This window comes from Dyadobacter fanqingshengii, from assembly GCF_023822005.2.
In the GTDB taxonomy this organism is placed as follows: domain Bacteria; phylum Bacteroidota; class Bacteroidia; order Cytophagales; family Spirosomataceae; genus Dyadobacter; species Dyadobacter fanqingshengii.
In genome coordinates this window covers 2,826,442-2,848,672 of record NZ_CP098806.1, presented here as the reverse complement: position 1 = coordinate 2,848,672, position 22,231 = coordinate 2,826,442, and the positions used below count along the sequence as shown (strand labels likewise).

Below are 22,231 nucleotides of genomic sequence, written 5' to 3'. Positions count from 1 at the left end.
TCAAACAAAGACAAACAAACTCTAATATTTTCGGGAACCACGGTGGTTTTTCCACAGCCAGCTATCGCCGGTACGTCGCAAAAAGCGACTCCCCGGCGGCTGGCCATGGGAAAACCCCTGGACCCCTGCTATTCGCCTCGCGGCTCATAGCTTAAATCGTAGATATTATGGAAAGCAAAAGAAAAGGAAGACCACCGAAAGAGGAGAAGGTTGTGCGAAGGGATCACTTTTCTGTATGGGTTACCAAAGATGAAAAAGCGAGGATTAAACAGTTGATCGAAAAGAGCGGACTTTCAGCAAGCCAATTCTTTTTGACACTGGCACTTGACACACCCATCAAACGACCACAAAAGAAAACATTGCCCGCCCGAACGGCGGAGATGATCCGGACGCTCGAACAGCTTAGTGGCATTTTGTCGCTTGCGGTTTTGAAAACAAAGGATCATCAGATGCAAAGTCGGCAATGGATGCAGAGCAGTCAGCACCTGCGCTTACTTTCGCAGGTCATCACGCTCTGGATATTTGAAGATTTTGAGATCAGGACATTCCATAAGACCCTCAATAATGTGCAGGAGTGGATGCACCAGTTGACGCTATACATTCAGCGGATTCTTCCGGAATCTCAAAACAAGACCAGCATTCTTGAAACGACCAAAAACATCTTTCGTAATGCCCAAGAATTACTGGCAAAGTATGACAGCTACTATCAACCAGCTGAGCTGGCTGGACAACTTCGGGTATGGAAATCGGATGTAGCGGATCATCCAGATCAAGTGCATAGGATCATTGAAGAGAAGGTCACGGCAATACTTAAACGTTTCGACTTATGATTGGAAAAGTGGGTTTGGGAAACTTCGCGAAGGGAATATTGAGCTATTGTTATTACGAAAAGGAATTGACAGCAAAACAATTGAAAGAAGTTACGATTGACGATGTGCGGGGAGAGCTTATTTACATTCAGCATCTTGGCATAAATGCAATGCCGGATGGAAGGCTGGACTTGGATTATCTCGCCAGGCAAATGCTGGATAACAGGGACAAAAACAGAAATCTCAACAAATATGTTTGGCATCAATCGTTCAGCTTTCCGCCAGGGGAAGATCCGCCCGCAGCGAAGCTTACAAGTTTGGCCGTGGAGTTTGCAAAAGAATTTGGTTTTGCAGAGAACCAAATGCTTGCCTTCAAGCACAACGACACGAAGCATAAGCACATTCATATTGTCGCAAACCGGATCAACTACAACGGCAAAAACACCGCCGATCATTTTAAAAACTATGCGCGGACGGGAGAATTTTCAAGACGCATGGAATTAGAACTTGGACTCACAATAACTTCTGACATGAGCTTGAATCAAAAAGGAAAGCAGCAAGCACCAAGGCAGGATACCGCAATCATCAACCTTAGAAGTTTGGTAGATCAAGTTTTAGCAAAAGCATCTTCAATCGACGAGTTTGAAAAGCAGATGCAAACGCACGGATTCAAGACGTATATAGGAAGAGGTATAGCCTTTTTCAATATGCAAAATCGGATGAAAGTGAAAGGTTCTGACCTGGGGAAAGACTATTCATTGCAAAATCTTGAACAGCGAATGGGTATGGATATGTCGCAAGCTTTTGTGCCTGTAAAACGCAAGAAAAAGTCTCGGCGGAAACAACAAGGATTAAGTATCTAACGAATATTAGAACAGAGCAACTGCTAATAATATGTTTTCCAGAGTTGAAAACCACGCACACTTGTCAGTCAGTGCAACGAAAGTTACGAAGTGAAAAGTGACGGGAGCAAAGTCTCCGGCTATTTACCGCGGCTAGGCGCAGCTCCTTAAACCGCCTCCCGACTTTGCACCCAAGGGGCAAGCCCCGTCACTTTTTCTTCGGTTGAAGGAGGCGATTGCCCTGAGCACAAAGCCGGGGCTCGTAACTTTAAAGACTTTCAATCATGAAATCATCAGAAAACGCTCCAAAGATTTATGTAGGCACTTATGGAATGTACAACAGCGGTTCACTCTTTGGGAAATGGTTTGATTTGACAGACTATGCTGATGCAAAGGAGTTTTATCAGGATTGCTATGAATATCATCGGAATGAGTTTGACCCAGAGCTTATGTTTCAGGAATGGGAAAACATTCCTGATTTCTTGATTTCAGAGTGTAGTTTGGACGATAAGGTGTTTGAGTACTTCCAAGCACTGGACGAGATGGATGATGATACAGCCGAAGCTTTCAAGGTCTACTGCGAACAAATTAGTAGCTGGCCGGCGAATGGAAAGGCACTATCTGAGCAGGTCGACTCATTTCAAGAGAGCTACCGCGGGTACTTCGGAGGATCGATGAAGGATGCGAAAATAGAGTATGCTTATCAGTACGTTGAGGACACAGGAATGTTAGCTAATACCCCTTCGGTGCTTGAACGGTATTTTGACTATGACGCTTTTGCTCGGGATTTATTCCTGGAAGGGTATACTGAGGTGGATGGGTACGTGTTTGCTGACTACTGAGTTTTCAATAGCGATATAACCGGTTATGACCGGTTGTATCGCTATAAATTAATCTCTTTAAGCTTTATCAGGGTGGAAAAACGAGCTCGAGACGTGAATCATGGATTACAAGTTGTTTGGGACTCGAACTGGTTGAAGAGCAGCTAATTGATTTGCTCGTTCCAATCCCTCGCTTCTCACAATTCTCTAACAGCTAGCGCCGAGACACCGCACCTCTCGATTCTGCATTTCTGAATAGCCAGGACACTAATATTGTGAAATAGCTCTATCTCCCGATTTCTCTAAGGGTTATTTGCTTATAATTGGATCTCATTGTTGAAAAGTAGTTAGTAAAGTTCCTCGTGAGAATTGCTTTCCGTAAATGACTTATAATCTTAGGACTTCTTAAGAAAAGTAAAAGAATGGCAAACTGACTTTTAATAGATCACAAACTTTCCATGGTAATCTTTGAAGAAAAGGATGTAGATCAACAATTTGAAAGAAGAAGTTTTCCGATCGAGGCACAAGTCAAAGGTGCGTCTTTAATCGCATCGAAAAATCGCATTAAATACGTGAAATACAAAGTTTTCATCAAATGAATATCTTGAATTGTACTGCTAACAAGTCAAATTTTGAACTTCTAAAATAGTCGTATTTGCTAGAAAACATTGTCGGATCAAATTTGTGCTTGAAGATCCGGGCTCAGTGCGTCGGAATAATCAAACTGAAAAGTCCATACGCCCGTTAGTCCTGGGTCCACAAACTATCTCCTCCAAGACCGCACGAAAGTGCATAGCGCGCTGCCATTGTTTTTCTCTTCTTTGCTATCGGAAAAAAAACATTGTCTCCCACAATTGATTAGAAAATGCCCCGCTACACATCTCCACTATCAATCATAAAAGATCTCCGATCGGTATTCTCAAAACATGAACAAAGATCGGTAATTAACACGTATGTAGTTTGATAGGTCAGGCATATAGGTCGCGCTTTAGGATGACGGGATTATTCTAAGTATCTTTGCTCGACACCTACTACCAAACCATAAATTCATTTAAATAAATGTTATCTAACGGCAATAGTCGCCGCTGGATTGGCCAAAATAAACGCTATTTGGTGGAATCTTTGGGAGAATTACTCGCTTGCAGATATGCTCCTTGAAAAATATTTTCTAGCATACTCACAAGGGGCTTATCAACTGTTTCGAAAGCAACTTCCGTCGTGTTATTTGGATAATTTATCAAAGAAAATATCGCTTCCTCTCCATCCCGAACCCAAATAAACATTGGAAAATTTGACCTGTTCTCCTCGAGATAGTCAATAGTTGTCGTTGTCTTTATGCTGTAAACCAAATTCTTATTAACTTCCTCAATATATCTATATAAGTCGTATTCTTTTATATCGATTTTTTCATTTTGTCTACGAGTAAATAGTTTTTCGAAGTAGTTGTCAATTTTCTTTTTCAGGGTGCCGTTAGGATTTAATTCTGTGTAAATTATTTTAGCTTGTGAGAATTGCTCTCTTATCTTTTCTATTCTCTTATCAGCTCCATACGTAACCATCTTCACCTCGATTTTCCTTTTAGACCCCGCATTGATACCATCGAGAAATCTTTTATACTTCAGATAATCGTCGGGGCTAGAGAACTGCCCGTAGGCAGGCACATCAGCCAATATATGAACGCTGTCTTTTGCATTTTCAAGTAAAATGTTGATTTTATTCAAATTAGCTGGAAACTCTCCGATGTTCTTTGTAGACATCTTCGCAAGAATTTCAACCATGCGGTCCTGGTTTTCTTTTGAATCTGCAGTCGCCTGGTAAACTTGAAAGATTGATAGAACTAGCCCTAACACTGTAAAAAAGGGTCCGCCGAATCGAATAATAAAACGGTAGGTATTTCTACTTAGTAAAAACGGTCCAACCTGTACGTCAGCAGATTCCTCTTTTTCTTTCTTGTATTCCATGACTGCAAATAGATAAAGTTAGGAAGGTAAATGAATACCAATGGTCCAAAAAAGTGATTGTACAATATAAAAACTCTTTCGTACATAGTGCTGACCTTGCTAGAAAACTTACTAAACGGTCAGGTAGTTTATATCCTAGCATATCGCAATAGCTTTTGACGTCCGCAATTGACTAGCATTACCAATATATATACACCTCACTGTGCAAGGAGTAAACCGTTACAACACTGGCCTGTCACTGGCAAGGTAGGCTGAGGTCCAAGGTTCGAAAATTAAACAGCGCCTCAGTCGGAATTTAAATTGGCAAGAAACTGCCAAAGGAAACTTAGAGCAATCCATCATCTACTGGATTGAAATCCTTTGTGCGTTTTGATCCACCCGCTAGCATACATTTGGTGAACAGAGTCATCAAATAACAAACGATATATTTATTTATTTTATACTTTTTTTATTAATTTCACCAGCAGTGATTTGTCCTAAATTCGCTCATGTAAACTTCTACTTTGTGAGCGTCTCGCTTCCGTATATAGTACCTAATTTGGTATTATGGATAAATATATTGTGTAGTATCACGTGTTTTGTGTTATTAAAGAAATTTGTACTCAATTTATATTACTAACATCAAATTTTCCCCATATTAACAATTTTACATATGAGCCAGTTTTCCATAAATCCCGTAAAGAGGGGATCCTCGATTGATGGGTCAAAAACAACGGGTAGATACATTGCAGTCGTAAAAAATTTTCAGGACAAGAAAATTAAGAACACTATTGAGAGAAAGACATCACTTCGAATCGCATCGTCAAATGATTATAACAACAAAAAGAAGGGGTTTTCGGTACAAGCATTTAATGAAGGAGCTCAGGGCTTGTATTTACAACAGCTAGGAGTTATAGTATTGGATGGAAAAGATGCACAATTGATGAAGAGAATTGAAGACGATAAAGATATATTGGTGATGCGCCCAGAACAGAAGGTATATGCACTAAACAATCTTAATCCCTTCTACATGCAGGGTTATTTTGACGCAGTAAAGCATTTATATGAGAAGTCGTTAGAACCGAGTGGCGCTACAATTGGAGCTAGTTCGAAGACAGAGCGGACAGATCTAGCACTGAGCGGAGCTTGGCATTTGGAAATGACCAATGTTTTGGCATCTAAATATTCTGGAAAAGGAGTGAATTTGGCTGTGTTGGACACAGGTTTTGATTTTGATCATCCTGATTTCGCCAATCGTTCCATTCAAAGTGCATTTTTCGCAGAAGGGGCTACCTCAGCGGACGACCGGCTGGGCCATGGTACCCATTGTGCCGGAATTGCTGCAGGCCCGAAAACATCGAGTCTTGGTGAAAGATATGGTGTTGCGTTTGAAGCTAACCTATTCGTTGGTAAAGTGCTGAATGACAATGGAGAGGGTACAGACGGGTCACTTACTGAAGGGATTGAGTGGGCGATTAGTAATAATTGCAAGATTATTTCTATGTCCTTGGGTGGGTCAGTCGAGGTTACAGACCCTTTTCAAGAAATGTATGAGACTATCGCGCGGAGAGCGTTGCAGCATGGCACGATCATCATTGCGGCTGCCGGAAACGATAGTGATCGTCCTGGTAACATAGTGAAACCAGTGAATTCTCCTGCAAATTGTCCATCGATTCTATCTGTCGGAGCGATAAGTCGAGACGGCCGTATTGCGGATTTCTCTTGTGGTACTCTGGACCTGTTCTCTTGCGGCAGTTCAGTAGATTTAGTCGCACCAGGCGTTGATATCAGAAGTTCCTATATCGGCCCTCAAAATTACTTTGTCGATAGTGGAACCAGTATGGCTACGCCTCTTGTTTCTGGTATTGCAGCGCTAGTGGCCGAAGCCTACCCCGACATGCCAGCTATGGAGTTTCGTAACTATCTTACTAGAAATGCCAAGTCACTAAATTTATCCCCATATGATTCGGGGTGCGGTTTAGTTCAAGCCATCTAAAATTAATTTGGAAGTTGTTAATATTTTTGTTATCTTGGAGGGTAACTATTAATATTAACCATGCTCAAGCAACAAACAAAAACAAATGAGGATGAGGTTATACCTTTTTTTGCTGTAGTTGATGATCGTCATATTGAAGTAATTGAAAAAGTTGCTGAAACTATGGAAGATATGGGTTTTGTTATAGATCGGATTCGAAGATTCACAGGCACTATCAGTGGATCTGTAAGTAATATTGATCTTATACATCGAGCTCATATCGACGGTGTCAATATACGTGCAGAACAAAAATATCAGCTTCATTAAGACCTGTAAAATTATTTTGAATTATTTTAGCCTCAGAATTTTTCTGAGGCTTTTATCTATCAATACGATATTAAAAAACAACTAGCCCTAAGATGTCAAATTTCATATCATAATATTACGGCCACTTACGTCGCTTCTGATAGTCAGCCTAAATACCTAGTCTTGCACAGTAAGTATCACATGTTAAATTGCTCAAAGTTTGGTAGCCGCTTCCTAGGCTTATCTTATTGCCTAGGAAGCGGCTAACTTCATTTTAATCCTTGGCTGCTAATATTGTAAGCTTTAAAACTTTTAGCTCAGTGCAGATTTTGCTGACTAAATGCCGCGAATCAAGGCTATGAAAATCTCTATATCAGCCTTTGGTCATTCATAACTTCAGTCTTCTGCGAATTTTCGAAATCACGAACTGCCATTTATGGCTTTTTTTAGGCCCATGAGTATGGGTACTATTAGACACAAAATCCAGTTCGCCTTTTCGCCAATACTGTCACTCTCGAATACTTTGAGAGATTTTAAACTTAGCTCCCGAAGAATAAGAAAAATACCTATCGGTTTCATCTATGTCGATTTCAGTAATTTCCGTTTTGTTGAGAACAAGATTGCAACCCGAATTAACAGCTTATTCAATTTGACCATCACAAAATATTTCAGGCAAAATCAGGAAATAGGAGTGAGCGCGCTTATGAAGTTAAGGTGCGCATCAACGCGTGTGTAAATGCCTCCATCACCGCAGCGCGTGTTTGCCCTCGCCGTTGATCTTGATGTCAATCCAGCCAGCTTTCTCACTCCATCAACTACTATGTATGCAGGTCCGCCACTATCCCCATTGCATGAGTCATAGCCGTTTCCTCCTGCAACGAACTCCAAATCAGATTCATAATCGTAATAGTTTTCATCCGCGTCCAAATTATCATGAATTGCTCTTCTGATACTGTTTATGGGAACGCTCACCACTCTTTTGATGCCAAATCCAACAGTACTATTTACGTCATCATTTCCAAAGCCTACTAACGTTGTATTCAGGGCAGTATTTATTTCGTCTGAGGATGCAATTTGGATTGGAACGGTAGCAGCTGTTCTGCTCAATACTAGAACTGAAATATCATTGAATTTTCCTGTTTGTTGATACCCTGCATGTTGAACCGCTTTCTTTACATCAATAATTTCTGCTTTTGACAATCCATTTTGATTCACGGTGTTTAATGCGACAACATAGGAACTCCCCGGCTGGAAACAATGAGCCGCTGTCAAAACAATTCTTGGATGAACCAAAATGCCTGTACAAAACCAATCTGAAGTTCCATTTACATTTTTTGTTCCAACCAAGCAGCATTCAGGGTATTCGCCCTCCGCGACTCTTGAACCGCCCACTATTCTAATGAGCAACTCTGCCATTCGCTGTGCAGATTTCGCACGAATAGACCTGTCAGCAATATCAGCTTCTGATAAATAGTTGGCAACAATTTCGGCAAGATCATTATATTTTTCACTCAGTCTTTTGAATGCAATTTCTGCATCGAAATTTTCTTCACATTGACACCCTCGTTTGTTACACATAGTTTACCTGTTTTTTTGTTGTAGTTTATTAAATCTTGTAATTAACAATCTGTCACCTACTTGCCCGATTTGCTGAATCATTGATAGATCTGGGCATGCTCCCCGCTGAGTTTACCGTGCCGTTGTTACTGACATTCCCCGGTGGGGTATTGTTTCCCGCTCCACCAATCTGCAAATTAGATCCTGTTGGCAGATAAGTATTGCCTTGATTAGGCAAGTAGTTATTCAGTAGTTCAAGTGACCTAGCTGACCAATGCGGTATTTTTTTACTTTGCTTAATAAAATCCAACAACATACCATTCTTATTATCAGAAAGGATCCCTGTTTTGACAAGCAACTCCAAAGAAAATCTTCTATCTTCTTCATCGCTTATCTCCAGGACTCTTTGAAGCGCCTGTAGTTGGAAATTTTGCCGTTTTAACTCAAATGCTCTATTCTCATAATTTCTCTGAGGCATACCTGATATAAAACTGTTTAACGAATTGGCAGTAATATTAACGACAATATAAATTATAGACAACCAGGTAATTGTAGTATTCGGCACAGTGTATCCCCCATTGCCGAGATCTCTCTGGGCTGCGTCGACGTTCGTTTTTTCTAAAAATTTCATTGCGCTGATTTATTTTTGATAAATTATATTTATAGAACTCTTTGATGAATATAACTTGCCCTTTCTGTTTATATAGCTATAAAACATTAGGCTCTATATTGAATATGAAAAAATAGTCACAAGTTCTCTTCTGTATTGAATCGCATCTTCCATGGTAGAAATAAGATGGCAAGGCGCGGCAACGCCCATCATTGCACCTCCCTTTAAACCGACTTCACACAAAAATATAGTAAAATTCAAATCCAAAAGTATTTCTATAAAATAATGAAGGAATTGTAAAGAAACGGCTCGAGTTATCTGCATTGAATCAAACAATAAATTGCAAAGACCACACCTCCTTCTTTAAATTTGCCAAATCGGTAAAAATTCAGAAGTAAAATAATACGCATATTAAACTTTAAATCATCAGCTGGAACACCTCGGGTATACTATGTTAAGAAAAAAAACCTTTTATGATTGGATTGTGATATACGGTTTACAATGGAGGCTATTCAAAATCGCTCCATTACATATAGGGGCGGCACCGGAGCAATTTCTCTATTTAAAAATTCATGTATCACCTAATGGTCTTTGTATATCAAATTATAACTCTTTCGTTAGTATCTATTGCAAACATTACCATATTTTACTCGCCCGGCTTTATTGGTAACCCTTCGAAACTTAAAATTGCATTTCGCTAACCAACTTCAAAACCCGAATTGAACACCAAAATATACTTTTGGCTTGGCAAATTGATATCTTATATCACTATCTAAATCCGCTTGACTGTTAACAACGGAGCCTAATTTGAGTTTGTCCAACGACTTTATCCAAGAGGAGGCGATTCCACCAGCAAATGCCAATCGACTTCCACCAACAAAATTAAACCGAAGACCTCCTCCTATTAATAAGACTGGAAAATCAATATTTGCTCCTGCTCCCAACTGTACAAACGGGTGTACCTGGGAATTTTGAATGAAATAATTGTAGTTTATCATGCCTGTAATGTTAATCCTTTTCATGTTATCATTACCTGAATTGACGACTCTTTGCTCGTTAGAAGCTGCGTCTTTATCGATACCATACTTAGGATAGCTTAAATCTACATAGGCTACTCCGGCGGAAACTTCAGGTACAAACCTTTGAAATCTTCTAAACCTAATGGTCGCTTTTGTAACTTCAACTTTTGAATTTTCAATAATTTCGTCGACTTCGATAGATTCATCGTCGGAATTCGATAATCTAAAACCAGATTTATAAATTGTTATAGTAAATATACTTATTTTACCTTTTTCTATCTCAACCTCTTTAACGAACGTGCACCACCTCAATCCGTCTTTTTCTTCACTGGCATCGACCTGAGCCTTTTTTACGATATCATAGGCTCGTTTTAGGTTATTGACTCGACGATATTGCATTACTTGAACTCTCTCAGCTTCGGCGGCCAATTGATCAAAAATATACTTAATGATGAATGGATTGTCTGTTGCAACAGGGCATGTGAAGTTCTTTACATCATCGCGAAAGGTAGCTATTGCGGCAACGATCCGTTTATAATGTTTATCCAGATCATCAATCTGTTTTTCAACATCATTCAACGTGGAAATTGTTTGATCCTCAGAATTGAATGATAAACCTTTCAGCGATTTGAAGAGTTTTACTATCTTCGGTTTGGTGTCTACCTCGAGCGAATCCTTAATCTTTTTTAAACTAGACTCTAAACCTCCAAAGGGACAAGTTGCGGTTGCAATCATCGATCTAGCCGCAGCACCATTGAATTTTGAATTTAATTCTAGAATTGATTTTTGCGCATTGGCAGCGTCCGCGTCAATTTGATCAATCACAATCTTTGTTTCTGAATTAAACGAAAAATTGAGTGGATTTAGAGGCTTTATAAAAACATTTATTGAGCTATTTTTTGGCAAAAATATTATCGAATCTTTAATTGATAAACTTCTTTTTGGAAGGTCACCTGCATAATATTTGATTGAGTTATCTGAAAACTTAATAAAAATGCTTCCATCGCTTTGAACAGGTATTCCATCTTCTAAGATATCCTTAGCCTTTTGGCCTCGAACAACCGATGAGCAGATAAACAGTAGTAGTAATAATGTAAACGATTGTTTCATACGATAATTATAGTTAGAGGGAAGTTATTGCCAATCTATTGTATTCTTTAAATATGGAGATATAATTATTTTCATTGAGGAATCAGTACTGACTGAAATAGTCAATTTTAAACTCGATTCCGCATCTGTCTTGTACTTTTCTCTGATCAGTGGAGATAGGTCAAAGGCGGAGTTTTTTTTTCGTCGGCTTTCTTTTCTGTCTTTTTTTATATTTCCAATTTTTTCTAATGCAGGAGGCGCATTGTTAATGTAGAAATAGTACTTTTTCTTTTCTGATAAAACTCCAATCAACGTGGCCTTTGATATTTTCAACTCCACATTATGGTCTTTTACAAAGTCGAGGTACTCAACGGGTTTTGTAGATTCTATTCCGTTTTTTAGAGTGTCTATTACAGGTTTTTGTTCAGATCTGACAACATATCCAGCATTTCGGAAAGTTGCAATTTGCGGATTGGCTGAGGGATTTTGAATAATTGCAATAAAAATAATCAACTGGCTCAACATAGTTAATAATTTTACTATTATTTGGACTACTACATTTATTTTTGAGCGAGATTTGGATCAATATACTCGCTGTATCTATTTAATCAGAAAAAAGAAAGTCTAATTTTTCCTTTGACATAGTTGACCCATTGTGTTATAACGTCTAGTAATAGTGTAAACTGCAGTCATTTGGGGTCTCTATAAATCGAGCGTAAGAAATATCAGTTTAAAAAAATCAGATTTATAACAAAACGTCAAACAGGAGTACCAGAGTTATTCAAGAAAGTAAATACCTGTCAGGAAGAATTTCGAGAAAAGGCATTACATCGGTTCTAATTGACCTTATTATGGCTCTCAACTGGCGTCTTTTAATTGTATGGTCGAGTTGTCAACAATGTAATATAATTGTCACAATTTTACCGGGATTACTTTATTTTCTTATTTAACGGTATTTAGTTGAATCATATGTACATGACGTCTCTTTCTACTGGAATGCTTTTGTTACCTGAGTCATTCGAAAAACGTGACAATACGTGATGATTGTAAATGTTTACATACTTGGCAACGATCAGTTCCGGGAACTCAGTGTAGGTAACTCTTAGGCTCCTAGCGCCGGCAGTCAATGATTTTTCGATTGTTTAATGCTAAGTGATTCATATGTCGTAGCACAGGAGAACCGTATTACGTCGAAAGCATGCTCTCGAGCGCTGGCGTCTTAAGTTACAGAGTGCTTTCGATTTTGTTTTTAACCTATTTGCCAAGTCGTGCCTTTGGGCAATAGGTCAAATGAAGGATATAATTCGTTATTCGGTTAGCTCAAAGTTTTTGACCAGCAGTAACGTCTTGGCTAGCGGAACCAGGAGATAGCTTTACTCCCGAGCATACGATTTTAATCATCCATTACTATCACTTTCTAGTGGGGAAGTCAAAAAGTTATTGCTGACGGCCTACCGAACATTTAAGCGACCTGGTGATAGGGCTTGTCAAACCGCCGGATGTAGCAAGAATATGAAAAGATCAATAGTAAGAACGTTTGCTTTAGTTTCAGAATTCCATGAATCACGCATCACTTTTTTGACTTTTAAAATCAAAGTTTTAACTTTAAGAAGCAGGGAGTTGTAATCATTTGATAGCCAACTGGTTAACTGAATTAGCGTAGAGCGGGATTTTTGATGTTTCGTGTATCATGGAATGAGTTTTTAGGGAAATACTAAATACTTGGATGTGAGTGTTTTAGGTCAGCCGTTCGAATCCCTCTCTAAAACTACCAAGTCCCAAAACGTTTACAAAACGTCAATAAGTTGCTACTAAAGATAGACTGCGAATGTTATTCGAAAAAACATCAGCAATCCTCAATACCCTCTTAAAAATTCTACAATATTCCACGGCATCCCAGCCCAGCCTCTGTAAAGCTGGTGCAATCTGTAACGTTCACAAAACCGGAGGCAGTTTCAATCAAGAATACCCTCAATTCTCAATTGATTAAAAGGACAGATTCACAGAGAGCTAGAAAGCTTTGTTTATCTAAGAAGTTCCGGAGGGCCTTTGAATCAAGTAAACCTTCTCCAATGTCCCCCCAACACATCCTACCGTTAAGTAAGTAAAAAGCGCAAACATAGGTCGCCACACGCAGGTTTATTAAATTTAAGTTGATAAGCATTCTTGCAAAAACGGGAATGTTTGCGAATAACCCCACCCAGCCGTTCAGGTTAATACACTTGCTATTCATAGACCTTCATCTGATGCTATATGGGCCTACCTGTGTTAATTACTGTATTTGCATTCAGCCAGACTGAGGAGCTGCTTCCCAGCTTGGTGCGGGAAAAGGAGGAGATTGCCCGTATCATGCGGGATCTTCACAGTGAATTCAAGCACATTGATGTGATTGATCCCACACCGGATAAAGTGCTGAAAGAAATTTCAGAAAATGAGTCTGACCTTTGCATTTTCCACATCAGTGGCCATTCCAATCATGAGTATTTTGCAACGCGTCAGTTCAATACCCGAGCCGAAAGCATCGCAGACCAACTTAGTTATTGCTATTCATTAAAATTGGTGATACTCAACGGCTGCAATTCCGATGGTCAGCTTCAATTTTACACAAAGCAGGATATACCATGCATTGTCGCGACGAATTCGAAAATCAACGACACGCCTGCCACTGATTTTGCCATAACATTTTACCGTCATTTTTTTCAAAATCATGGCGCTTTCAATGAGTCATTCGAGAGAGCGAGGATAGCTGCTAATGCTACTACTGCTGTTAGTGTGCAATCTGTCAACCGGGATTTGGGTTCAGACGAACCAGAAATTTCAGACAACAAGTGGATAGTGTCCTACCAGGATTCAAGCGCCCCGGCGCTTAGCTCCGCCACCCTGGACGAAACCAAAACTTACGAGCCTAACATCTTGTTATTCGGTGTTTTATTGCAGTTGCTGCCTGATGTGGTTCAGGAGTATCCCAGTGATAACCTGGCGCACGATGATGACGTTCTGTTCAAATTCCATGCAAACAAATTTCTTTCCGCCTTTCCGCAGCCGATCGGGTCGCAGCTCAGCAAGCTGTTTACAAAAGAAACGGAAGAAGAGATCAGAATTTCTCTCAATAAAACACCTTTCCTGCTTAGGATAAACCATATGCATTCGGCATATCAAACGATCCGAAAGATTATTTCTGCCGTGCTGGTGGCTGAGTTGCTGGAAGTTTTTGATAAACAGGATACTGAAACGGGCGATAAACAGCTCATGGAGGAGATTGTCAGCAGTGCGAAGCTGCTTTTTGATTCGGATGTGCTCACCTTTTATAAATCTGCATTAAAATTACTGGTTGAGAAACAGCCGGAAATACAATTTTCATTTGCTGCCGAAATCAACAATCATATTTATAGTCAAATTCAACGCGATGAAGAGTCCTATCGGGAATCCATCCAGTTTTTTAGCGATTTCAGCAATCTGCAAAACGAGAGAACAGCGCGGAAAATTTGTGGGAAAATCGAGGAAAAGCTGGCGCTGTGGGTGAAGCTCTCTCTGATTTTCTGCAAGTGCAGACTTATATCAATTCGTAACATCAGCCTCATTCAGTTCAGGCGAAAAAAATTGCCCAAGTATGCGCACAGGCTGTTTCTGTACATGGGCCCGACCGCCAACGATTATCCGAGGAACGTCCTGGATTACTACACGAGTAACACGGTGATACTCACGAACAAAGAGCGATTCCTGAATAGGGATTACAATGGTTACCTCAATCTTTATCCATTTCTGATCGACTGGAACTGTTTTATCGAAAAAGCTACGACAACAGCCCTGTTTTATCCCATCGCTTTCAGCAAAAACGAACAGAAGATCGTCTACCGGGATATTTCCGAATCAGATGAAACCAATTACATCATTAAACCCAGAACCTTCATTCAGCCAAATGCCGATGCCACGCTGAAACTGATTAAATCCGATGAAGCCTACTATGCCTTAGAAGAGCAGTTCCTGGATCTTTCCAAAATAGTGTTAGACAGAGATTCATTTGAATTATGTTAAAGAGCCCTTTTAAATTTCTGGACCCCTATCAGCCCGAAGATAAAGATCTGTTCTTTGGACGCAGCACGGAAATTTCGGTCCTCAGGGAACTGCTAAACTCCTCGAATCTCATTCTCATTTACGGAAAATCGGGAACGGGTAAGACAAGTCTGATCAAAGGCGGGCTTTCGCAGAAGCTTACTTTTCATGATTGGCTGCCGGTTACGATCCGTAGAAATGAGCACATACTGACGTCCTTATGCAACGAATTCAGAAATCTCATTCCCGGCGACAGTCAGATAGAGGAAGATCCGGTGGAGTGCCTGAACCGCATTTATAATTATTACCTGCGTCCTATCTATCTGATTTTCGACCAGTTCGAAGAAATCTTTACCAACAAGTCGCTTGCCGCCCAGGAATCATCCGGTCAGTTAGCGATGAAAGCAGAGGAAGAGCGCGCGGCGTTCTTCAAAGTGATCAAGACGATCCTGGATACGGATATTCCTACCAAGATATTGTTCTGCATCCGGGAGGAATACATTGCGCAGCTATACACTTATGAAGATGAGTCGTATCTGCCCAATCTGTTCGATTTCAGGTTGAGAATAGAACCTATGACGCGGAAGGATGTGGAGGAGGTTGTTGAGAAGACATTCCTTGCATTCAATATCAGAAATGCAATTCCCGTTTCAAAAATTATAGAAAATTTGCTTACCGGGGGAGCTGAAAGACAATTGGCATACTTGCAGGTTTACCTGGATAATTTATGGAGGGACAGTTACGCCGTGGATCACGGCAATGGTGAGTGGTATGGAAGAAATATTCCTGAGGTTACGATCAGCGAGGGGATATTCACCCAGGTAGGCCAGGTTTCGGACGTATTGAAAAGGTATTTTACCAAAAAAAAGGCTGAGATCAGGGCCCTGCTTCAGAATGGACCTGCACAAGAATTCAGCGATGCCGATTGGGAAGGTTTTGAACAGCAATTTTACAGCAATTTCATAACACAACAGGGAACAAAGCAGCCTGTGAAGTATACTGTCAACGACGGTAATATGATCAGGTTGGAAATGGGGAATTTTGAGGAGTTGGAAATGGTATCCCATTATGTGAACGAGCTCGAAAGCGCGCGGATCATCAGAAAAGAGGCTTCTTTTCTGGAACTTGCCCATGATTCTCTTGCCACCATTGTACAGGAAGGCCTTACAGCAGAGCAGGTCCTGATCAGAAACATAGAACAAAGCATTCTTTCGAACTACCAGATCTTCCAGGAAAGCAACAGCGGTTTTTTGTCAGCCGGCTTCATTGAGATCTATGAAAGGTATAAAAGCAAGATGGAGTTTGAAAAGCCTGTTCTGGATTACATTGAATTCAGTCGGGATGACAATGATAAGAAAGTAACCGAGCTCCAAACAGCATTGCTAAGCTCTGAAAAGCGGAAAAAACGCGCATACATTCTCGGCCTGCTTTGTCTTGGCTTCTTGATCGCCGCGATTATTTTCGGCGGGAAGTTTTACAAAAACAAAGCGGACTTGCAGGAAGCACTTGCCTTGCAGAAGGAGATAACCGTCTTGTTGGAAAAAGAAAAACAGCAAAATCTAAACAACTATAATAAGCAAATAGAGATAAGTCAGAAGCTGAAAGTGGCGAACGATCTGGCATTATCGTCGGCGGATAGTTTGGAGAGAACACTGTATTTGGTCAGGAGCGCACAGGCCAGGGCAGCGCAGTCAGACAGTCGGCGTATCAGTGAGGAAGTGAAAAAGTACATGCGTGCCGCCGACAAGATGCACGCCCTTGATAACCATGAGCTGGAAAGGGCAATTCTGGTTAACGCGGCCAGGAAATATCCTCTCAATAAGGAGATAAGGAATAAAATAAAGGACAATGCGACGCTTGAAACCCGATCAGATTTATGAAATACTGCCTACTTCTGACATTTGTATGGGCTTTTTACGACGCTGCTGGTCAAAAAAGACAGCAATATCAGCCCTACGAAGATTCGACCTGCGCGAAAATGCTGGCCGAAGCCACGATTTCTTTTGACAGTTCCAATTATACCCGCGCGAGGGATTATTGTGAGGCTGCGCTCCTGATTTGTAATGCAAAGTCGACAGCCTTCGAGGCATTGCTCAAAAGGACAAACAATGCGATTGACAAGCAGAAGCAGGACGCCATAGATTCCCAAAATGCAGCCAAAGAGGCAGCGATCAAAATCCAGCTGAGCAGGGATAGCCTCAAAATGGTTAACCTGTTAAAACAAAAGATTGTAGACGCCTTTTACTTTTACAACAACCGTTATGCGCTGGCATTCAAGCAGGGCCGCTATGGCTTTGTGAATATGGCGGGTGATACACTTATTGGCTATAAATTCAGTGAAGCGACTCCATTTGGCCAGAAATACGGTTACGCTCAGGTTAAAGCCGATCATATTTCGGGAAAGGCAAAGGAATATTTGCTGGATACAACCAAAGCGCTGTATCCGCTGGCCAGGAGCATCCGCCAGCTTACCATCGATCCTACCTGCGAAGCATTGATCACGACATTGCGAAATGGGGCCGATGTCAAGAATATAATCGGGAACAAACAGTTAAAGATTCTTTTTGTTGAGCCCAATTACAGGGATAATAGTGTCTTATCGCGTAGGTTGATCGGCCGGTTAAGGCTGCTTCCGCAATTAGAATCGGTGAGTTTCACAAACAATGGCCTTACTAGCTTTCCCAGGGGTTTTTTAGAACTGGATAATGTGATAACCGTGAATTTGTCAGGAAATCAGATAGCTGAAATTGCTTCTTTTCAGGTGAATGGCATGTGCCGCCTCCAGAAGATTGCCAAACTGGATCTGTCCAATAATCAGCTCAGGACTTTGCCGGAAGACGTCAAAATGCTCACCACTTTACGGTATGTCAATTTGGAGGGTAATCGCATTTCTACCCAGGAAGTCGCAAAGATCAAGTCATGGCTTCCAAAGGATTGTGACATTCTTTTTAAAGACTACCAGAAATTTCCGCAGTCTATTCTTACGCAGGTCAGGCAGATCGGTAACAGCGACAATAATAAGTATATCAGTTTGCAACGCGTGCTTCGGGATACGCTGGAAAAATATCACAGCGAAGTTCCCGAAGACGATGAAATCAATATTGCGCTCGCGGTTGCCAAGGCAAACGTATGGTGGGGCGAAGTGCTGATCAAAACAAGAACAGTAAAAGATGCAGATTCGCTCATTGCATTCAACACCCGGCTTAGAAGCGACATTATGGATCTTTACGAGCTCGACATTCCGGATAATGCCGAACTCAATTACAGGATTGCCCAGGCATGCCAGAACATTGCGGATCAATACATGCTGAAAAAAGATTTCAGGAGGGCAGAAATGGCTGCGGCCGGAGGCCTGGAAAAAGACCCTCTGGATAACCAGCTGAAAATAAGCCTGGCTCACGCGCTTCTTGGACAGAACAGATTGGAAGAGGCAAAGGATGCCTATATTTCGTTTATAGGCAGTTCTAGGAACCCGCGCCGGCAGATCGCCCGTCTTCAAATGGATTTTGAAAAGCTTTTTAAGGAAAATATCCTGCCTCGTACCGACGAAGTCAAAAAAATGATAGAACAGATTGTTGCGGCATCTAACTAAAACAGAATTGCTATGTCTGAAAACCGTACACTTTGGGCTACCCTTATTGGGATCAATGCCTATCCGACAACCCCGTTAGGCGGTTGTGTGAAGGACGTGTTGGATATTGATCAGGTGCTGAGAGAACAGTGCGCTCAGCAAACCAGGGCACTCCGATACGAACCCTTTTATTTGCTTGCACCGGATGAAACAGACCTTTTGCGGCTCGAAGGCTATAACGAAAAGCAGGGGACTGACCTAATTTACGGATTGCCAACCTTCGATAATGTTTCAAAGAAAGCATTCAATCATTTGAAGCAAGCTAAGAACGGTGATATCTGCGTGTTCTATTTCAGCGGGCACGGCTCGCAGGTGGATGCACCCGAGGAATTTTGGCACAACAAACCCGATAAGCAAAATGAAACCATTGTTTGCGTGGATAGCAGGGACCCGTTAAACCCTGCTTCGCGCGATATTCTGGATAAAGAGCTGGCTTACTTCATTTGGGATGCATTGCAGGATAAAGATGTACATGCGCTGCTCATCATGGATTGCTGTCACTCAGGCAATAATACAAGGCAGATGGTAACCGGCATTGACGGGTGCCGCTACCGGTTTATTCCTTCGTCCAGGAACAAAATAAAGCTCACAGAATACATCGGTTACCAGTCTCCCGGCTTTTATAAAATTTCAGATGGAAAGGCACAGATACAAATAGCACGATACGTCCACCTTGCGGCAGCGCAGGATTCGGAAAAAGCACAGGAAACGAATGACGGTGGTTTATTTACAGCCAAGCTGGTCACGGCACTGAGAAGCGGTGGAACCGCCAAAAGTTATAGGGATCTGATGCAAAGTATAGGCCTAACAGTTAGAAATCGAAATCCGCAGCAAAACCCTGTCGCGTATGCACGGGAGGATATGGATTTGGACCAGCTATTTCTTGGAGCCGGAATGGAACCTTACCGGCCTTCGTTCGAGATCAGGTATAACTTTGCCCGTTCGAATTGGGAGATAAATGGAGGAACACAGCATGGCCTTACACCCGGCAAAGCAGGGGTATTTACAGCAATAAGGGTCATTGGCGGAGAAGTTGAAGCATTGGTTAACTTGGTCGAAGTAGGACCGGATAGCGCTGTGCTGGATAAAAACGCAATGTCGAATTTTGATTTGGAGCGGGAAGACCTGAAAGCAGTGATCGTACGCCTGGCCGCACCCGCGCTTTTGGTGGGCATATCGCCAGATCTGGCCGGACGGAATACGCAGTTGGAGCTAATTAAAGCGGCCTTCCGGTCAGGCGTATATCCTTATGTTGACATTGATTTTGAGAATGCGGGTGCCAGAGAATTTTTGATCGAAAACACAGACGGACATGAATGGATGCTGGTAAGAGCAAGCAGCGCTGCGCCGTTGTTCAAGCGGCAGTTAAATGCAGTAACTTTTCTTGATCACGTAAACGCAGTCGGGAAATGGACGGCGACGCTGGAGCTGAAAAATGCAGACACCCGAATTAAAAAAAGTGATTTCATTTTCAATCTGGAACGCATTGAGGGTGAATATGGAAGCAACGCATCGCCCGACAGTTTGACGGGAGAACCACTGCTGGTTCAACCCGGGGATGAAGTTATCTTTAACTATAAGAATGCCAGACAACCCGCATTTCGCCTGAATATAACCATAGCACCCGATTCAGCGCTGACTTCATGCTATGTGGGCGCATTGTACCTGGGAAGCAAATATGGCATTAATACAAAGCTCATTCGAAGTGATAACAGCCGCCTTCTCAAAAACGCGAATCCGTTGCAGCTTTCATATGTTATTGCGGACCGCATCAGCACTACAATTCCTCTGACAAGAGACAAACGGTTTGATCAGTATAATATCAATGAAGTCACTGATTATCTTAAAATAGTGGTGTCTTCAAATATCCTTGATCTCGACCGGTACGCGCAGGAATCGCTGCAACTGGATACGCAGTTTGTTGACCGGCATAGGGAAATTGGCGAGGAGGAGGCACTTGAAACAGCGCAGACCGACTGGACAGTTTTCGATTTCAAATTCCGCATCGTTGGATCCAGCAAGGAACAGACGCTGGATCCGGGTATTACGACATATTTTCCTGCATTTTCTATCGATGTTCCGGAAGGATTCAGTGCCAAAGCCTTTGCCGTGACAGGAGAAGATATACAGCGGAAACTGAAAAAAGCCGGGATGCGCGGGATCAATGCGGAGGCAGACGCGATCATATCCAGTATGGTGCTGCCCGAAATTGTATGGGGTGAAAATGTTACTGAAAATGCTTTTTCAAGTGGCTTGGGTTTACCCACCGATAGTCAGGTTCAGGTCCTGGAACTACGTTCACTGAACGGAGAGCCGCTGCAACTTCCTGCCGGTAAGTCAATCATTATAAAACCGTCGAAAACGCAGCATTTAACGCGTTCTGTGGACGAGGCTTTGGAAGAAGTAATCATTCCAATCGGTTTCGATGAAACATCGCAGTTATTCTTCCCATTGGGCTCCTCGGATGCCGACGGCAATATTCATATCGATTTTTTGCCTTCTGAAACCGACGGCCTGATCCAGGGCGATGGTCCATTGGAGCGGAGCCTGGGCGGATCATTCAAAATGTTTTTTAGAAAATTATTCCGAAAGAAATCAGGGATCAACAACTTGACATTGTATGGCTTTCGTGCAGATGGCACCTGGGAGCGGTTGGAAGACAACCCATCCAAAATGGAGCGGATCATAAAAGCGAAAGCCGGGTCCCGGGTGTTGCTGCTGATTCACGGCCTTACCGGCGACACCCGCCATATGGTTTCAGCCCTTGAAGCTTTGCAGGAATTATCCGAAGAGGCTTCCTTCGTTCTGACGTACGATTACGAAAATCTCTCAACGCCCATTGATAAAGCTGCCCAGGAATTACATAAACTCCTCTCAAGTGCTGGATTTGGCAAGATAGAAATGCCCAAAATCACCATTATAGCGCATTCCCAGGGCGGATTGCTGGCACGCTGGCTGGTTGAAAAGGAGCAGGGGAATATTTACATAAATCACCTTATTCTGGTGGCAGCAGCAAGTTCCGGATCAGAGCTGGCCAAACTGGTTTCTTCCGTTTTTGGAATGCTTACCCATGCCATTAATGTGACAGGCCCGATCAAGTTTGCGATTTCCGGATTATCATTTTTGCTCAAAGCACTCAAAGCCGATCCAGGCCGGACCTTGAAGGACACCAAGCCTGACTCCGAATTTATAGGCAGGTTAAAGACCTCCCGCCAGCCCGCCGGTGTCAGGTATAATGTGGTGGCCGGAGATACTGCTTTAATTGGATCTGCGTATGACGGAGACGACCCGTTCTTGAAAAAGGTAAAGGAGGCATTAGTCAAAAAAGTGTTTTTCCCGGGACTGACATTCACGCTTTACGATGGCCAGCCGAACGACTTTGCGGTGACCATTGAAAGCATGAACGCGATAGACGGCTACGATGCAACAACCCACACCCGCACCATAGCCAGCACGCATCTGGCCTATTTCCGTGAAAAGCGGGCGCAAAGCCAGTTGCTTGATTTTCTCAGGGAACCCGCCTGATTACGGGCAGACGCTCCTGATGTTCGATTAAGTTTTTCTAATTCAAAACCAACT

General features: G+C 42.0%; 14 protein-coding genes. 9 read left to right on the top strand and 5 right to left on the bottom strand.

Annotation, left to right across the window (positions count from 1 at the left end):
• The first annotated feature begins 167 nt into the window (after positions 1-167).
• From NFI81_RS11855 to NFI81_RS11845, 3 genes are all read left to right on the top strand, one after another.
• Entirely contained in the window at positions 168-830 is a 663-nt protein-coding gene (locus tag NFI81_RS11855) for a plasmid mobilization protein (protein WP_234612227.1), read from the top strand.
• On the top strand, positions 827-1,672 hold the full coding sequence (locus tag NFI81_RS11850; protein WP_234612228.1) for a relaxase/mobilization nuclease domain-containing protein: 846 nt from the start codon (positions 827-829) through the stop codon (positions 1,670-1,672). The genes NFI81_RS11855 and NFI81_RS11850 overlap by 4 nt, the downstream gene beginning before the upstream one ends.
• A gap of 263 nt (positions 1,673-1,935) precedes the next feature.
• The gene (locus NFI81_RS11845) at positions 1,936-2,493 is read left to right on the top strand and encodes an antirestriction protein ArdA (RefSeq protein ID WP_234612229.1); all 558 of its coding nucleotides are present in this window, start codon (positions 1,936-1,938) and stop codon (positions 2,491-2,493) included.
• A gap of 1,085 nt (positions 2,494-3,578) precedes the next feature.
• Here NFI81_RS11845 and NFI81_RS11840 read toward each other — a convergent pair.
• Positions 3,579-4,433 carry a hypothetical protein gene (locus NFI81_RS11840; RefSeq protein WP_234612230.1) on the bottom strand — a complete coding sequence of 285 codons (855 nt, stop codon included), beginning with the start codon at positions 4,431-4,433 and terminating at the stop codon, positions 3,579-3,581.
• A gap of 652 nt (positions 4,434-5,085) precedes the next feature.
• Here NFI81_RS11840 and NFI81_RS11835 point away from each other — a divergent pair.
• Positions 5,086-6,408 (top strand): S8 family peptidase, encoded by a 1,323-nt coding sequence (locus NFI81_RS11835; protein ID WP_234612231.1) that lies wholly within the window; start codon positions 5,086-5,088, stop codon positions 6,406-6,408.
• Between the two features lie 60 nt (positions 6,409-6,468).
• A complete protein-coding gene (locus NFI81_RS11830; RefSeq protein WP_234612232.1) occupies positions 6,469-6,714 on the top strand; it encodes a hypothetical protein in 246 nt (81 codons plus the stop codon).
• Between the two features lie 657 nt (positions 6,715-7,371).
• On the opposite strand, the gene NFI81_RS11825 is transcribed toward NFI81_RS11830, so the two are convergent.
• From NFI81_RS11825 to NFI81_RS11810, 4 genes are all read right to left on the bottom strand, one after another.
• Positions 7,372-8,271, bottom strand: a complete 900-nt coding sequence (locus tag NFI81_RS11825) for a S1 family peptidase (protein ID WP_234612233.1) — start codon at positions 8,269-8,271, stop codon at positions 7,372-7,374.
• 52 nt (positions 8,272-8,323) lie between these two features.
• Positions 8,324-8,881 (bottom strand): hypothetical protein, encoded by a 558-nt coding sequence (locus tag NFI81_RS11820; protein WP_234612234.1) that lies wholly within the window; start codon positions 8,879-8,881, stop codon positions 8,324-8,326.
• A gap of 686 nt (positions 8,882-9,567) precedes the next feature.
• The gene (locus tag NFI81_RS11815) at positions 9,568-10,989 is read right to left on the bottom strand and encodes a hypothetical protein (RefSeq protein ID WP_234612235.1); all 1,422 of its coding nucleotides are present in this window, start codon (positions 10,987-10,989) and stop codon (positions 9,568-9,570) included.
• 24 nt (positions 10,990-11,013) lie between these two features.
• Entirely contained in the window at positions 11,014-11,493 is a 480-nt protein-coding gene (locus NFI81_RS11810) for a hypothetical protein (RefSeq protein ID WP_234612236.1), read from the bottom strand.
• 1,740 nt (positions 11,494-13,233) lie between these two features.
• Between NFI81_RS11810 and NFI81_RS11805 the strand changes: the two genes are divergently transcribed.
• From NFI81_RS11805 to NFI81_RS11790, 4 genes are read left to right on the top strand one after another with little or no spacing between them, the layout of a single operon-like run.
• Complete coding sequence (locus tag NFI81_RS11805) at positions 13,234-15,003, top strand: CHAT domain-containing protein (protein WP_234612237.1); 1,770 nt, start codon at positions 13,234-13,236, stop codon at positions 15,001-15,003.
• Entirely contained in the window at positions 14,997-16,901 is a 1,905-nt protein-coding gene (locus NFI81_RS11800; RefSeq protein WP_234612238.1) for an nSTAND1 domain-containing NTPase, read from the top strand. Before NFI81_RS11805 ends, NFI81_RS11800 begins: the two co-directional genes overlap by 7 nt.
• On the top strand, positions 16,898-18,613 hold the full coding sequence (locus NFI81_RS11795) for a leucine-rich repeat domain-containing protein (protein WP_234612239.1): 1,716 nt from the start codon (positions 16,898-16,900) through the stop codon (positions 18,611-18,613). Before NFI81_RS11800 ends, NFI81_RS11795 begins: the two co-directional genes overlap by 4 nt.
• Positions 18,614-18,625: 12 nt before the next feature.
• Positions 18,626-22,177 carry a DUF7379 domain-containing protein gene (locus tag NFI81_RS11790; protein ID WP_234612240.1) on the top strand — a complete coding sequence of 1,184 codons (3,552 nt, stop codon included), beginning with the start codon at positions 18,626-18,628 and terminating at the stop codon, positions 22,175-22,177.
• Positions 22,178-22,231 lie beyond the last annotated feature (54 nt).

Coding starts and splice junctions, on each gene's coding strand:
- NFI81_RS11795 (WP_234612239.1), top strand. CDS start 16,898: ATGAAATACTGCCTACTTCTGACATTTGTATGGGCTTTTTACGACGCT.
- NFI81_RS11840 (WP_234612230.1), bottom strand. CDS start 4,433: ATGGAATACAAGAAAGAAAAAGAGGAATCTGCTGACGTACAGGTTGGA.
- NFI81_RS11855 (WP_234612227.1), top strand. CDS start 168: ATGGAAAGCAAAAGAAAAGGAAGACCACCGAAAGAGGAGAAGGTTGTG.
- NFI81_RS11790 (WP_234612240.1), top strand. CDS start 18,626: ATGTCTGAAAACCGTACACTTTGGGCTACCCTTATTGGGATCAATGCC.
- NFI81_RS11830 (WP_234612232.1), top strand. CDS start 6,469: ATGCTCAAGCAACAAACAAAAACAAATGAGGATGAGGTTATACCTTTT.
- NFI81_RS11845 (WP_234612229.1), top strand. CDS start 1,936: ATGAAATCATCAGAAAACGCTCCAAAGATTTATGTAGGCACTTATGGA.
- NFI81_RS11810 (WP_234612236.1), bottom strand. CDS start 11,493: ATGTTGAGCCAGTTGATTATTTTTATTGCAATTATTCAAAATCCCTCA.
- NFI81_RS11835 (WP_234612231.1), top strand. CDS start 5,086: ATGAGCCAGTTTTCCATAAATCCCGTAAAGAGGGGATCCTCGATTGAT.
- NFI81_RS11850 (WP_234612228.1), top strand. CDS start 827: ATGATTGGAAAAGTGGGTTTGGGAAACTTCGCGAAGGGAATATTGAGC.
- NFI81_RS11820 (WP_234612234.1), bottom strand. CDS start 8,881: ATGAAATTTTTAGAAAAAACGAACGTCGACGCAGCCCAGAGAGATCTC.
- NFI81_RS11825 (WP_234612233.1), bottom strand. CDS start 8,271: ATGTGTAACAAACGAGGGTGTCAATGTGAAGAAAATTTCGATGCAGAA.
- NFI81_RS11800 (WP_234612238.1), top strand. CDS start 14,997: ATGTTAAAGAGCCCTTTTAAATTTCTGGACCCCTATCAGCCCGAAGAT.
- NFI81_RS11815 (WP_234612235.1), bottom strand. CDS start 10,989: ATGAAACAATCGTTTACATTATTACTACTACTGTTTATCTGCTCATCG.